Below are 14,011 nucleotides of genomic sequence, written 5' to 3' on the forward strand. Positions count from 1 at the left end.
TCGTTCATCGCAGCTTGTGGCCACTTGGGTTAGTCATTACTAACTGAATTTAGGTTAGCGAGCATTAACCGAACTGTCTAGACTCAGAATATGAACGAGACGCCAACTCCGCGCAGCCAAGCGAAGGCCGACCGACGCGAGGCCCTCCTCGACGCCGCCGCCAGCCTTTTCGCCGAGCGCGGCTTCACCCGGGTCTCGCTCGAAGAACTCGGCGCGGCCGCCGGCATCAGCGGCCCCGCTGTGTACCGCCACTTCGATGGCAAACAAGACGTGCTCGCCGCGATACTGGTCGATGCCAGCTCCAACCTGTGCCGCGGAGCACAGACCGTGATCGAGCACGCGAGCACACCGCGAGCCGCGCTCGAAAGCCTCGTTCAGTTTCATGTGGAGTTTGCGCTCGGCAATGCCGACGTCATCCGCGTTCAAGATCGCGACCTCGACAGCCTGACCGCCAGCGACCAACACGAGGTGCGCGCCCTGCAGCGCAGCTACGTCGAGTTGTGGGTTGGCGTGCTCTCTCAGTTGCATCCGGATGCCGCGACCACCGAGCTACGCACCCGTGCCCACGCCACCTTCGGGCTCATCAACTCCACTCCCCACAGCGGGCGTGCCGGTGCCACCAGTGCCGTGCTCGAGCGGATGGCGTTGGCCGCGCTCGACGCGTAACCGCGCGCTCGGCGCCTAACCGCTCGCTCGCCGCCAGCCGCCGGCATCCCGCGCCCACCCTCAGCGCCGCACATAGCCGCCTCATTGGGTTACATCAGCACTTCCCCACGGGGCGTGCAGTGCCAGCACAGTGCCTTGATAGACCCGGCCCGCAGTGTTGGTTTCGTACACCGGAGATTCCGGAAATGACGAAAAGGATCAACCATGAAGAAGACACTGATTGCAGGAGCGGCCGGAGTAGTTTTGGCCTCGTGCGTCGGACTCGCAGTGGCCCTGCCCGCTCAGGCCGAGACTCTCACGACCGCCACCTCCAGCTCAAGCGCCTCTGAATCGGGCACTTCCGCCACCGGCGACCGTGCTGCTCGCGGTCACGGCCAGGGCGGTGCCCACATTGATGCTGCAACTCTCGCGACCGCACTCGGACTCACCGAAACTGAAGTCTCTGATGCCGTGACTGCTGTGCGGGACGCAACCGAACCATCCGAAACAACGCTCGATAAAGACGCGACCGCCGATGAAAAGATGGCCGCCAAGGATGCGCGCCAGGCCGCGTTCGTGACGGCTCTCGCTGCCGAACTCAACGTTGACGAAGACGCGGTAACCACCGCGCTGGCCGACATTCGAGCCGACCGCGAAGCTGCCAGGGAAGCTGCGGGCGACGAACGCGTCGGCGGCGGTGACGGCGACGGCGAAGGCACCCCGGGCGCCCGCGCAGGCCACGGCGATCGCGGCGACGTCGCAGACCGACCCAACCGTGATGAGGACACCGAGGCCGTCGAAGAAGCACCTACCGACGACTAACCACCACCCAGCACCTCCCCCGAGGACGAAGGGCCTGCGACTGATCGGTCGCAGGCCCTTCTTTGTCTTCAAAGCAGACTCTCTGGCGGCTCCTTGCAAGCTCTCAGCTATTTCATGAGGCCGGGATAGCATCTCCCCGTATTCCTTAGACCATGCATAAGAAACCTCTGCGAAAACGGCACATCGTCATCGGCTCCGTGCTGGTGCTCGTGCTCGGTCTGGGCAGCACCGCTGCGTGGGCTCTCGATCGATTTGTCATCGAACACGTCGAGATTTCTGACGTCGCGCAGTACGAAGCCGACAACAGCACCACCACGACGAGTGCCGAGCCGACGGCCGCAGCGACGACCGAGCCCGTTCTTACCGACACCAGCTATACCTCCGACGACGCCAACGTCACAATCTCCACGGTCGTCTCTGGCAGCGGTGCCGACACCGTCACCTACTACGTCGCGGATGTCGAACTGACGGATGCCACTGCCCTGCGGTCGGCATTTGCTCAGAATAGCTTCGGCGAGAACATCATCGATCTCACCTCGTCCATCGCGGCTGAGCACGATGCGATCTTCGCCATCAACGGCGACTACTACGGCTTTCGAGACACTGGCATCGTCATCCGCAACGGTGTCACCTACCGCGACGAACCGGCCCGCGATGGACTCGCGTTCTACCTCGACGGCAGCGTCGAGGTCTATGACGAAACCACAACCTCTGCCGACGAGCTGATCGCCGACGGCGTCTGGAACACGCTCTCCTTCGGGCCCGCAATCGTCGAAGACGGCGACGTCGTTGCCGGTATTGAAAACGTCGAGATCGACACCAACTTCGGCAATCACTCCATCCAAGGCGAACAGCCCCGCACTGCGGTCGGCGTGATCGACGACAACCATCTCGTCTTCGTTGTCGTCGACGGTCGCGACCCCGGCTACAGCGCCGGCGTGACCCTGCCCGACCTCGCCGTCATCATGCAAGACCTCGGCGCTACCACCGCCTACAACCTCGACGGTGGCGGCTCCTCGACCATGTACTTCAACGGCACCGTCATCAACCAACCGTCCAATGGCGGAGAACGCGAAACCTCAGACATCCTCTACGTGGGAGCCGCATCATGATCATCCTCATCCCCTCTTTCGAACCGGATGACCGCCTCGTGCAGCTCGTGTGCGATCTGCGCGCGACTGCCCCGCTGCTCCGCGTCGTCATCGTGGATGACGGCAGCGGCCCGGCCTACGCCGACCTGTTCGCTGCCGCGCAGCGCGTTGGCGCCGACGTGATCGGCTACAACGACAACCACGGCAAAGGGCACGCCCTCAAATTCGGCTTCCGCTCCATCCGCAAAAATCACCCCGGTGAGGCCGTTGTTTGCGCAGACAGCGACGGACAGCACAAAGTGGGAGACATCCTGCGCGTGGTGGCCCAACTGCAGGCGTCCGAGGGCGCCATGGTTCTCGGCGGTCGCGCCTTTGCGGGAGATGTTCCGACCCGCAGCCGCTTCGGCAACGCCGTCTCGCGCGCCGCCTTCAAATTCGCGACCGGTGTTGCCGTGCGCGATACTCAAACCGGGCTGCGCGGCTATCCCGCCACAATGCTCGACTGGTTGCTCGGAGTGAAGGGCGAACGGTTTGAGTACGAACTGAACGCGTTGCTGGCAACGCGTTCGGCCGGCATCCGCATCGAAGAAATCGAGATTGAGACGGTCTACTTGCAGCACAATGCCTCCTCGCACTTTCGCCCGATCGTTGATTCGGTGAAAGTGTTTGCGCCACTGCTGCGCTATATCTCCTCATCGCTGGCGGCCTTCCTGATCGACGCGATCGGCCTCTTCATCCTCTTTGCCCTCACGCAGTCGCTGCTCGTGTCTGTCGTCGGCGCCCGGCTCGTGAGCGCCTCCGTGAACTTCCTCATCAACCGCCACTTGGTGTTCAACTCCAGCAATCGTGACCATGTGGCCCGGGATGCCCTGCGCTACGTCATTCTCGCGCTCGCGCTCGTCGCCTCCAGCTACGTGTGGCTCTCGGTGCTCGTCGACTGGGGTGTTCCGCTCGTCATCGCCAAGGTCTTCTCCGACGTCACGCTCTACATCATCAGTTTCCAGGTGCAGCGACGCTTCGTTTTCAAGTCCGGGGCGGCACCAGAAATGCCGGTGCAGTCGGAGACTGACGCAGCGCTCGGTGCAGATCGACCAGCCCTGCGTACCGCGGCTAGGAGCCACGGTACTAGCGTGTAACTATGAGTGACGCCCCTAAGAAAACAGCACAAGTGCGCACGGTCGTGGTCGCTTTCGTTGCCAACCTACTCGTAGCAATTGCAAAATCGATCGCAGCGTTGATTACAGGCTCGGCCTCGATGCTCGCCGAATCCGCACACTCGTGGGCCGACGCCGGCAATGAGATCTTTCTCCTCATTGCCGAACGGCGAGCGGTGAAGCCAGCCGACGCGAGCCATCCGCTGGGATTCGGGCGTGAGACCTACGTCTGGTCACTCTTCGCGGCCGTTGGTTTGTTCACCGCGGGCGCTGTGGTCTCGGTGCAGCACGGAATCTCCGAGCTCATCGACCCAGAACCCGCCAGTGACTTCGCAATCGCCTACCTCGTGCTCGCGATCGCTGCCGTGCTCGAAGGCGTGTCCTTCGTGCAGTCAATGGTCCAAGCCAAAAAGGGAGCCGCGCGCTTCGGCCGCCGCACCCTCGAATATGCGCTCAACAGTTCCAACACCACCCTTCGTGCGGTGCTGGCCGAAGATGCTGCCGCCCTGATCGGCCTCACCATCGCCTTCTTCGGCATCCTGCTGCACCAGCTCACGGGCAATTCAGTGTGGGATGCCGTTGGTTCGCTAGCAATCGGCCTCCTTCTCGGTGTGGTTGCGATCGTTCTCATCAACCGCAATCGCCGGTTCCTCGTCGGTCAAACGCCGGGTGATGCTGCTCGCGCAGTAGCGGGGCGGGCTCTTGCCGAGCATCCCGAAATCAGTCGCGTCACCTACCTGCACCTCGAATTCGTAGGCCCGTCACAACTGTTCGTCGTGGCCGCCATCGACCTTGAGGGCAACCACCGCGAAGAAGAGGTCGCACGTCAGCTGCGTGAGCTCGAACGCTCAATCGAAGGTAATGATCTGATCAAGAAGGCCGTGCTGACGTTGTCTGTCAGCGACGAGCCGTCGATCAGCTTCGACTAGCAAAGAAGCGCTACGACGAGGCGCGGTCTGAAGACAGGCCGCCCAAGCGCCGCAAGACTGCGTTCAAGAGCGTGCCCGCGGCATCCGGAATCACATGGTGGTTGAGGTAAATGCCCTCAAGCCACGGCAAGACCTCTTCGGCAGCGAGCCCGATGACGTTCCAGTCAATACCAGGCACGGCTTTAGAGCGCGGCTCGCCCGTGCGCGGATCAGTCCACGCTTGAGCAATCGGTTGGTCGGGCTCTGACTCCCCTGCGCCCCAGAGCAGCGCAATCGGATGATTCTCGCCCTCGATGTGGTCGTGAGTCACGGTGCCGGCACCGAGCCACGGGAGGGTCAAGAGCTCTCCCTCGACCTCGATCTCGAGCAGATCGAGCTGCACTGGCTCTTCGACCTCGCAAATGTAGAGATCGAGCCCGGCATCGTGCCACGCCGTAGCCTGGGTGATGTCGTCGAGCAGCTTCGGCAGCAGAGCGTGAAAGGCGCTGGCCAGCTGCGTTGCCCACTGCAGGAGCACGCGGGTGTCGTTAGCCGACCACGGGCTCGAGCCGCGATGCTCACCAGCCGGAGTGTGGAAATGGTGATTGCTGCCCGCGCTCGTTGTCTCAAAATGCAGTTGCCCATCGGCATACTCGACGTAGAGATCGCTCACCTGAGCTTCGTCATCCCAATCGCCGAAGAGCTCGGGAGCTTTCAGCGCAGGCGGGAGGTCGAGCGCCGGTGAGCGCTGCGTTCCGAGGTTGAGCACTGCCCGCAGACGCGTGTTGGGCATGCGCAGGCTGAGATCGGTCATTCGGTGGTCGTTGCTTCCGCCGGAGCATCCGCGTCGCTGCTCGCGACGGGTTCGGGCTTAGCGGCGATTCCCATGAGGGAGATGATGACGATCATGATCGCGCCGCCCACAAGGGCAATGTCGGCGATGTTGCCAATGAAGTAGCCGTTGTAGTTGATGAAGTCGACGACGTGACCGCGCGCAAAACCGGGGTCACGGAACAGGCGGTCACCGAGGTGGGTGATGGCACCGCCGAGGAGCATGCCGAGCGCGATGGCCCAGGCGCGGGACTGAACTGTCCACGCATACCAAGTGATGGCAACCACGGCGAGCGCCGCAATAATCGTGAGCACCCAGGTGTATTCCTCGGCAAGCGAGAAAGCAGCGCCGGGGTTGTAGACGAGCTGGAACGACAACAGATCACCAATGATGGGGATGTTGATGCCGCCACCGAGATTGGTTTCAGCCCACCACTTGCTGAGCTGGTCTGCCGCGATCACAAAAGCGGCGAGCGCGAAAACACCAACCAACAAACGACGCGGAGCGCGTGAAGAAGTGGTGGCCGCAGCAGGGTCGAGATTCTCGGTCATAAGACCATTCTTACCTGTTGCGGCCACCGCTGCTTTCACACCATCGTCAAAACGGTGCCGGGGTCGTTCAGAATCGAACCAACATCGGTCAAGAAACGGGCGCCTTGCTCGCCGTCAACAAGGCGATGATCGAACGACAAACTCAACGTCATGACGTCGCGGAGGGCGATGTCGCCGTGGTGCTCCCACGGCATTCTGCGAACAGCACCCATCGCCAGAATCGCGGCTTCTCCCGGGTTCAGGATGGGGGTGCCCGCGTCGATGCCGAAGACGCCCACGTTGGTGATCGAAATAGTTCCACCATTGAGCGATGCCGGAGTTGCTTTGCTCGCTCGCGCATTGCGCGCCAAGTCGCCAATCGCGTCAGTGAGCTCGGCGAGGCTCATGGCATCGGCATCTTTGAGGTTCGGAACCATCAGGCCCCGGGGCGTCGCGACCGCGATACCCAAGTTGATGTACCCGAACTCAACAATCTCGTTCGCCTCGACATCCCACCGCGAATTGAGCGACGGATGACGCGCCACACCGATGCACAGCGCCTTCGCAACGACGGAGAGAACGGATGCTGCGGTGCCCTTCGCCTTCAGCTTCGCTACCAGCTCCACCGTGCGCGTCACATCGATCGTCAAGAACTCGGTTACATGGGGCGCCGTGAACGCACTCGCCACCATCGCGGCCGCGGTTGCCTTGCGCACCGACTTGATCGGGGTGCGGGTCTCGCGCGGACGTGGGCCCGCGAAGGCTCTCCCCGCCTGCGGTGCGGATGCTCCTGCCGCACTCTCCTCGCTGGTCGCCGCTGGGGCGGACGATTGCTCTGCCGCACTCAGCACGTCATCACGCGTGATGATGCCGTCAGGCCCCGTGCCGGTTAGTTGCGCCAGGTCGACGCCGCGATCGGCCGCGAGCTTGCGCACCGGTGGAGTCGTCTTGGTGCGGGCGTTTGTGGGCGTCACTGCAGGCTCAGGGGCGGTCTCTGGGGCGGCTTCGGCGACAGCTTCTGCGTCCGCCGCTGAAGTCGCTGCCAGATTCGCTGCCCGAGCAGCAGAGGGAGTCGTTGCTGCTGCTGAACGAGGCTTGCGCGTGGGGCGCTTGCCGCTCTCCACTGCAGGACCGTAGCCGACGAGCACCGCATTACGTTCCGGGGCAGCCTCAGCAGCGGGCGTAGCGCCACCGTCGCCAGCTTTCGCTCCCCCAGCATTGGCGTTTGCGTCCCCGGCGTCAGTACCAGCATCCGCTGACGCACGATCAGCTACCGGAGCACCATCGGCGCCAGGGCCACCATCCAATTCGAACGTGACAATGCGGGTGCCGACCTGCACGGTGGAGCCGGGCTCAGCGTGCAGCGCCGAGATAATCCCCGCGACGGGCGACGGCAACGACACGATGGCTTTCGCCGTTTCGACCTCTGCGATGGGCTGGTTGAGCGTCACGAGGTCGCCGACAGCAACATGCCATTCAACAATCTCAGACTCGGTCAAGCCCTCACCCAAATCGGGCAGAGCGAACTCTTTGACAGCCATTACGCGCTCCAACCGGTGAGTGAATTCACGCGACCCAGCGCACGGTCAACACCGTCAAGGATGCGGTCAAGGTCAGGCAAGAAGTGGTCCTCCAACTTTGCGGCCGGGTACGGCACATCGAAGCCTGTGATGCGCACCGGCGCTGCCTCCAAGTAGTAGAAACAGCGATCCGTGAGCGTCGCGGCGATCTCGGCACCGAGCCCGCCAGACTCCGAGGCTTCGTGGGTAATCACGAGCCGCCCGGTCTTGCGCACGCTCGCCTCAACAGTGTCAAAGTCGACCGGGGAGAGCGAGCGAAGATCAACCACCTCGATAGAAACGCCGTCATCGGCGGCGGCGACTGCGGCATCCAGAGCCGTAGCGACGAGGGGGCCGTAGGTCACGAGCGTGACGTCGGTTCCTTCGGTCACGACGCGCGCTTTGCCCATGGGCAGAGCGGTGGCGTCTTCGTCGACCTCGCCCTTGGTCCAGTAACGACGCTTCGGCTCAAAGAAGAGCACCGGGTCATCGCTCGCGATTGCTTCGCGCAACATGCTGTGGGCGTCCTGCGGCGTCGAACAGGTGACGACGCGCAGTCCAGCGGTGTGGGCGAAGTACGCCTCCGGTGACTCAGAGTGGTGCTCGACAGCGCCGATACCTCCGCCATACGGAACACGGATCGTCAGCGGCATCCGCACCTTGCCCGCTGTGCGGTAATGCAGCTTGGCCACCTGGGCAACGATCTGGTCGAAGCCCGGATAGATGAAGCCGTCGAACTGGATCTCGCAGACCGGCCGGTAGCCACGGAACGCGAGGCCCACCGCCATACCGATGATGCCGGCTTCAGCGAGCGGGGTGTCGATCACGCGGTCTTTGCCGAAGTCGCGCTGCAGCCCGTCGGTCACGCGAAAAACGCCACCGAGGGTGCCGATGTCTTCACCAAGCAAGACAACTTTGTCGTCGTCACTGAGGGCACGCCGCAACCCAGAGCCGAGAGCTTTCGCAAGAGTTAGTTCCGTCATTTTTCAAACCCCTCAAGGTAAGCCTTGTACTGGCTCTTTTGACGCGCCAGCCCCGAGTGCTCGGTCGCATAGACGTTGTCGAACACGCTGAGCGGTTCGGGGTTCTCGAGCGCCAAGCATCCGGCGCGGAATTCGGCCGCCACTGCATCTGCTCGGCCCTGAATGGATGCCGCCAATTCGTCGGTCAGCACCCCTTCGCTGCGCAAAAAGGCTTCCACGCGCGCGATCGGATCCCGTGCTTCCCATTCCTTGGCAACAACCGGGTCGACGTAGCGACTCGGATCATCGGAGGTCGTGTGCGGCCCGCGACGATACGTCACGGCTTCAATAAACGTGGGTCCGCCGCCATTGCGCGCCCGGTCAAGGGCACTGCGGGTTGCCGCCATCACGGCCAACACGTCGTTGCCATCGACGCGGATGCTCGGAATCCCGAACCCCGGAGCCCGGTCGGCAATCGGCCGCTGGGCTTGAAGCCCCACGGGCTCAGAGATAGCCCACTGGTTGTTTTGGCAGAAGAAAATCACGGGAGCATTGAAGGAGGCAGCGAACACCATCGCTTCGCTGACATCCCCCTCGCTCGTAGCGCCGTCGCCAAAGTAAGCGACCGAGACGCTGTCAACGCCGTCGAACTTACAGCCAACGGCATACCCGGTGGCATGCAGCGTCTGAGCGCCGATGATGACAGCGGGCGTAGCCATGCCGACCTCAAAGGGATCCCAGCCGGAGGATGCCGTGCCGCGCCAGACGCGAAGAAGGTCGGACAGCTTCACCCCGCGGCAGTACGCGACAGCGTTCTCGCGGTAGCTGGAGAAGACAAAGTCGTCGGGGCGCAGAGTGCGGGCAGAGCCGACTTGAGCAGCTTCTTGCCCGAGGAGTGGTGGCCAGAGGCCAAGTTCGCCCTGACGTTGCAGAGCGGTTGCTTCCGTATCGATACGGCGCACGACGATGAGGTCTTCATAGAGACTCGCGAGCTGATCACCGGTGACGTCTGACACCCAGGGGTCGTAGAGTTCGTCGCTTAACCGTTTTCCGTCTGGGTCAAGAAGTTGCACAAACTCAGGAGTTTGCTTCTTCGCTCCAGACATCGGGGCTTTCACGGGCACGGTGGTACTCATCGTTTCTCCGATCCGCCAGCGCGCCTGCTGATGTGCTGCGCCCTAGCGATCCTCACAACCGCGATTGGTAAATCACAGGTTGACCCGAGCCTCGTCGCTCGGAGTTAATCTGACGGTACCTACCCCGTGGTCGGGGCACAAGGTTCCACGCCAAAGTTGCGTCAGATTGTGAGGATGACCGGCATACTGTCAGCGCAGGGGTCGCCAATGTCGGCGGCACCGAGTGTCGAAGGAGTCACGGATGCCGCAGTCGCGCGAGTTGGATGCCATCGTTGTTGGAGCTGGCCTGTCTGGCCTCGTCGCTGCCGCCGAGCTGATTGACGCCGGCAAGCGCGTCGCGATTGTTGAGCAGGAGCCCGAAGCGAGTCTCGGTGGCCAAGCGTGGTGGTCTTTCGGCGGCCTTTTTCTCATTGACTCCCCCGAACAGCGCCGCATGGGCATCAAAGATTCGCTTGAGCTGGCCCGCCAAGATTGGTTCGGCACCGCTGGTTTCGACCGCGCCGAAGATGAATGGCCGCGTCGGTGGGCGGAGGCCTACCTCCAGTTCGCAGCCGGCGAGAAGAGGGAATGGCTGCGCGAACGAGGTGTTGGTTTCTTCCCCGTGGTCGGCTGGGCCGAACGCGGGGGCTATACGGCGCTTGGGCACGGCAACTCGGTTCCCCGTTTTCACGTGACCTGGGGCACGGGGCCTGCTGTCGTGGAGCCGTTCGTTGCCGCGGTGCGCCAGGGCGTTGCCGATGGGCTCGCGAGCTTCCATTTTCGTCGCCGCGTCGATGACCTCATCGTTGAGAACGGTGCCGTGGTCGGGGTTCGCGGGGCAACGTTGGCAGCGGATAACGCGCAGCGCGGCGCCGAAAGCAATCGAAACATCATCGGCGACTTCGAACTCCGTGCTCCCGCCACGATCGTGACCTCGGGCGGAATCGGCGGCAACCACGAGCTCGTGCGCGCCCAGTGGCCGAAGCGCATGGGCGCTGCGCCCAAGAACCTGCTCAGCGGTGTACCTGCTCACGTCGACGGCAGGATGCTCGGCATCACCGAACAAGCCGGTGCTCGCCTCATCAACGGCGACCGCATGTGGCACTACGTCGAGGGCATCCAGAACTGGGATCCGGTGTGGCCGAAGCACGGCATCCGCATCTTGCCCGGCCCGTCGAGCGTGTGGCTCGATGCCACCGGCCACCGCCTGCCGACACCCCTGTTCCCCGGCTTCGACACTCTCGGCACCCTCGAACACATTCTTTCGACCGGCTACGAGCACTCCTGGTTTGTGCTCACACAGGCCATCATCGAAAAAGAATTTGCCCTCTCCGGCAGCGAGCAAAACCCTGACCTCACCGGCAAAAGTGTGCGCGAACTGCTCAAGCAACGACTCGGCACAGGCGCTGCCGCCCCGGTCGAAGCCTTCAAGAAGCACGGTGCGGATTTCATCGTCGCCGACACCCTCGACGAACTCCTCACGGGCATGCAGAACCTGACCCCGGAGGTCGCCATCGACCTGCCTCACGTGCGCCGCGAGATCGAGGCGCGCGACCGCGAACTCACCAACCAGTTCTCCAAAGATTCCCAAATCAATGCGATTCGCCAAGCTCGCCACTACCGCGGAGACAAGTTGATTCGGGTGGCCAAGCCCCACCGCATCCTCGATCCGAAAGCGGGACCGCTCATTGCGGTCAAGCTGAATATTCTTACCCGCAAAAGTTTGGGCGGCATCCAGACTGATCTCTCGGCCCGCGCGCTTGGAGCCGATGGAACACCGATCAGCGGGCTTTGGGCGGCCGGAGAAGCTAGTGGTTTCGGAGGCGGAGGGATGCACGGCTATCGCGCGCTCGAGGGCACGTTTCTCGGCGGCTGCCTCTTCAGCGGACGCGCCGCCGGGCGAAGCGTTGCAGGACGGAGTGTCGCCAACGAGTAAGTGTCAGATTTGCCCCTCTGCGCCGTTAGAATCACAGGGTGAACGACGCATCGACTCCACTTCCTCCCGCCGGCTGGTATCGCGATCCCGCCGGCGGAGCCGCACCCCGTTGGTGGAGCGGAACCGCCTGGGCTGCCGCCAACGCGGTTCCTGCCGATGCGACCCCGTTGCCGACTCCTGCTCCCGCCGCCGCAGCGGCTACAGCCGCTGCGCAATCTGGCACTGCCCCTACCGCTGCCCCTGCCGCGACGCCATCAGCAGCAACGCCACCAGCAGCGACTAATTCAGCGCCTCCGATTACGCCCGTTTCTCCTGCCGCAACGACGCCGGCAGCGACAACGACGCCAGCAGCAACGGTTGGGGCCCCAGCAGTCATGAACCCGGCTGCCAACTACACCTATGCTGCGCCAAGCGACGTCAGCGATACCGCGACGAACACCTGGCAAATTTGGGTATTCGTGCTCTTGCCGCTGATTTCACTGCCCGGCCTTTTCGCCATAGACCTCGACGCCCTTGTCCCGCGCCCGACAGACACTCCGACCGACGCCCAGCTGCGCTTGCTCGTTGACCCCGGCTATCTCTGGATGATGATCTCCGGTTGGCTGTTGTTCTTGGTCAACATTCCCTTGGCGATTTTTGACCGACGCGAACTCGATAATCGAGGCATTGACCGCCCCTTCCACTGGGCGTTCATCTTCCTCGGTTGGCTGATCTACGTCATCGGCCGTTGTGTTGTGGTCAAGAAGCGCACCGGTCAAGGACTCGCGCCGATGTGGGCAGCGTTCGGCGTCATGGCCATCATGTTTGCGACAACGGTCGTGTTCATGGGCATGTTGTTTAGCCGAGCAGTAGAAACCCTCTAGCGCGCCACCGACCAGGCGCGGCGCTTCACAAGAATGTGACCGCGCTTGGTCGATAGTCGCGTCCACGCTCCAGATTCAAAGACGGATGCCGCCTCATCGTCGGCGAGAAAACCCAAGCTAACGGCGGCGAACCCTGCACCGGCGGGCACGTAGTCGGGTTCGTCCAGCGGACGCCCCCATACTTCGGTGCGCACTTTGTGCACGATCGCTTCGCCGGTTCCGGTGGGAATAGCGGCGGCGACTTCTTCGATCCCTGCCCGCGCTGCTTCTTCAAGCACAGCACTCGGAACAGAATCAATCGCGACCCATCCCCCGCGCGGTGGCGAAATTGCGGCCCACGTGACGGTGTTGACGCTCATGGGCAAGTTGACGGCAACCGGCTCAGAAAAGCTAGCGGCTGAAGCCTCGACGGCGCTCTCAATGCGGCCAAGCAGGGAGCGAACCGGAACGACGGCATCGAAATCATCCGTCGATGACAAAGCAAAGGTGCGCAGTCCAAGCACGGTGGGGCTCTGGTCGAGGAGCCCGGCGGGGTGAAGAACAGAAACATAGACGGCGAGAACGCCGGCGCCACCGATGAGTCGCACAGAGCCCTCATCGACTCGGGCAGCTCGGCCCAAGAAAACCTGTAGATCTCCCAGCGCGAGGGAATCCACCAAAGTAAACGATCCAGTCATAGGCCTCTAAACTACAGGCATGAGCGACCCTATGTCTGGGCTTCTAACTGCCCTCGATCTGACCGACACCGGCGCACGAACAAGCGAAGACATTTTTACTGGTCCCAGCCAGTGGATGCCGCAGGGCCGCGTCTTCGGCGGGCAAGTGTTAGCGCAGGCTCTCGTTGCCGCGCAGCGCACTCTCGCTGAGGACCGCGTCGTGCATTCCATGCACGGATACTTCCTCCGCCCGGGCGACGTGAACCTTCCGATCACGTTCTCGGTTGACCGCATTCACGATGGTCGTTCGTTCTCGACCCGGCGCACTCAGGCCTATCAAGATGGCGTACCCATCTTGTCGGCAATCGCCTCATTCCAGGATGACGATGAAGGACTCGACCACCAGATCGATATGCCCGCCGACCTTCCCGACCCGGAGTCGCTGCCGACGACGGCCGAGTCTCTGGCTAGCGTCGATCATCCGGTAGCCCGTTATTGGTCATCGCAACGCCCGTTCGATATGAGGTACGTAACCTCGCCCATCTTTATGAGCGTCGATGGCGGCAATGTGCCCCATCAAGCAGTGTGGCTCAAGTCGGTCGGCCCGATGCCCGACGATATGAACCTGCACCGGGCCGCGCTGGCCTACGCTAGCGACTACTCGATTCTGGAGTCGATCATGCGACGCCACGATCTCGCGTGGGTCACTCCCGGAATCAAGGTGGCGAGTCTTGACCACGCGATGTGGTGGCATCGCGAAGCCCGGGTCGATGAGTGGCTCCTCTATGTGCAGGAATCTCCGAATGCCATTGGTGGCCGTGGACTTTCGCTCGGTAGGATCTACGACCGCTCTGGCCGCTTGATCGCGAGCGTTGCGCAAGAGGGAATGGTGCGCCCTCCCCGCTAAAAGGTCCCGATTCGTCAAATTGGACGGCTCT

At 62.8% G+C, this 14,011-nt stretch carries 14 protein-coding genes; 8 read left to right on the forward strand and 6 right to left on the reverse strand.

Features of this window, described 5'->3' with window-relative positions:
• Positions 1-90: 90 nt before the first annotated feature.
• From I6E52_RS03095 to I6E52_RS03115, 5 genes are all read left to right on the forward strand, one after another.
• The gene (locus I6E52_RS03095; protein ID WP_197154805.1) at positions 91-666 is read left to right on the forward strand and encodes a TetR/AcrR family transcriptional regulator; all 576 of its coding nucleotides are present in this window, start codon (positions 91-93) and stop codon (positions 664-666) included.
• 204 nt (positions 667-870) lie between these two features.
• On the forward strand, positions 871-1,467 hold the full coding sequence (locus tag I6E52_RS03100) for a hypothetical protein (protein WP_197154806.1): 597 nt from the start codon (positions 871-873) through the stop codon (positions 1,465-1,467).
• 152 nt (positions 1,468-1,619) lie between these two features.
• Entirely contained in the window at positions 1,620-2,579 is a 960-nt protein-coding gene (locus I6E52_RS03105) for a phosphodiester glycosidase family protein (protein ID WP_197154807.1), read from the forward strand.
• Positions 2,576-3,694, forward strand: coding sequence for a bifunctional glycosyltransferase family 2/GtrA family protein (locus I6E52_RS03110; protein WP_197154808.1), 1,119 nt, complete (start codon positions 2,576-2,578; stop codon positions 3,692-3,694). Before I6E52_RS03105 ends, I6E52_RS03110 begins: the two co-directional genes overlap by 4 nt.
• A 2-nt stretch (positions 3,695-3,696) precedes the next feature.
• On the forward strand, positions 3,697-4,641 hold the full coding sequence (locus I6E52_RS03115; protein WP_197154809.1) for a cation diffusion facilitator family transporter: 945 nt from the start codon (positions 3,697-3,699) through the stop codon (positions 4,639-4,641).
• A gap of 10 nt (positions 4,642-4,651) precedes the next feature.
• On the opposite strand, the gene I6E52_RS03120 is transcribed toward I6E52_RS03115, so the two are convergent.
• From I6E52_RS03120 to pdhA, 5 genes are read right to left on the reverse strand one after another with little or no spacing between them, the layout of a single operon-like run.
• Positions 4,652-5,434, reverse strand: coding sequence for a hypothetical protein (locus I6E52_RS03120; RefSeq protein WP_197154810.1), 783 nt, complete (start codon positions 5,432-5,434; stop codon positions 4,652-4,654).
• On the reverse strand, positions 5,431-6,003 hold the full coding sequence (locus I6E52_RS03125; RefSeq protein ID WP_231601749.1) for a signal peptidase II: 573 nt from the start codon (positions 6,001-6,003) through the stop codon (positions 5,431-5,433). The genes I6E52_RS03120 and I6E52_RS03125 overlap by 4 nt, the downstream gene beginning before the upstream one ends.
• A 35-nt stretch (positions 6,004-6,038) precedes the next feature.
• Complete coding sequence (locus I6E52_RS03130; RefSeq protein ID WP_197154811.1) at positions 6,039-7,523, reverse strand: dihydrolipoamide acetyltransferase family protein; 1,485 nt, start codon at positions 7,521-7,523, stop codon at positions 6,039-6,041.
• Complete coding sequence (locus tag I6E52_RS03135; RefSeq protein WP_197105974.1) at positions 7,523-8,524, reverse strand: alpha-ketoacid dehydrogenase subunit beta; 1,002 nt, start codon at positions 8,522-8,524, stop codon at positions 7,523-7,525. The genes I6E52_RS03130 and I6E52_RS03135 overlap by 1 nt, the downstream gene beginning before the upstream one ends.
• Positions 8,521-9,639: a pyruvate dehydrogenase (acetyl-transferring) E1 component subunit alpha gene (gene pdhA, locus I6E52_RS03140; protein WP_197154813.1), complete on the reverse strand. Its 1,119-nt coding sequence runs from the start codon at positions 9,637-9,639 to the stop codon at positions 8,521-8,523. Before pdhA ends, I6E52_RS03135 begins: the two co-directional genes overlap by 4 nt.
• A 241-nt stretch (positions 9,640-9,880) precedes the next feature.
• Between pdhA and I6E52_RS03145 the strand changes: the two genes are divergently transcribed.
• Together I6E52_RS03145 and I6E52_RS03150 are read left to right on the forward strand one after the other, a co-directional pair.
• On the forward strand, positions 9,881-11,554 hold the full coding sequence (locus I6E52_RS03145; RefSeq protein ID WP_197154814.1) for an FAD-binding dehydrogenase: 1,674 nt from the start codon (positions 9,881-9,883) through the stop codon (positions 11,552-11,554).
• A gap of 38 nt (positions 11,555-11,592) precedes the next feature.
• Positions 11,593-12,417: a DUF2510 domain-containing protein gene (locus I6E52_RS03150; protein ID WP_197154815.1), complete on the forward strand. Its 825-nt coding sequence runs from the start codon at positions 11,593-11,595 to the stop codon at positions 12,415-12,417.
• On the opposite strand, the gene I6E52_RS03155 is transcribed toward I6E52_RS03150, so the two are convergent.
• Entirely contained in the window at positions 12,414-13,094 is a 681-nt protein-coding gene (locus I6E52_RS03155) for a hypothetical protein (RefSeq protein WP_197124170.1), read from the reverse strand. The two genes, I6E52_RS03150 and I6E52_RS03155, sit on opposite strands and share 4 nt — an antisense overlap.
• Before the next feature lie 31 nt (positions 13,095-13,125).
• Here I6E52_RS03155 and I6E52_RS03160 point away from each other — a divergent pair, with 31 nt between their 5' ends.
• Positions 13,126-13,980 (forward strand): acyl-CoA thioesterase II, encoded by an 855-nt coding sequence (locus I6E52_RS03160; RefSeq protein WP_197156915.1) that lies wholly within the window; start codon positions 13,126-13,128, stop codon positions 13,978-13,980.
• The last annotated feature ends 31 nt before the right edge of the window (positions 13,981-14,011 follow it).

The organism is Salinibacterium sp. NG253 (assembly GCF_015864945.1).
GTDB lineage: Bacteria > Actinomycetota > Actinomycetes > Actinomycetales > Microbacteriaceae > Rhodoglobus.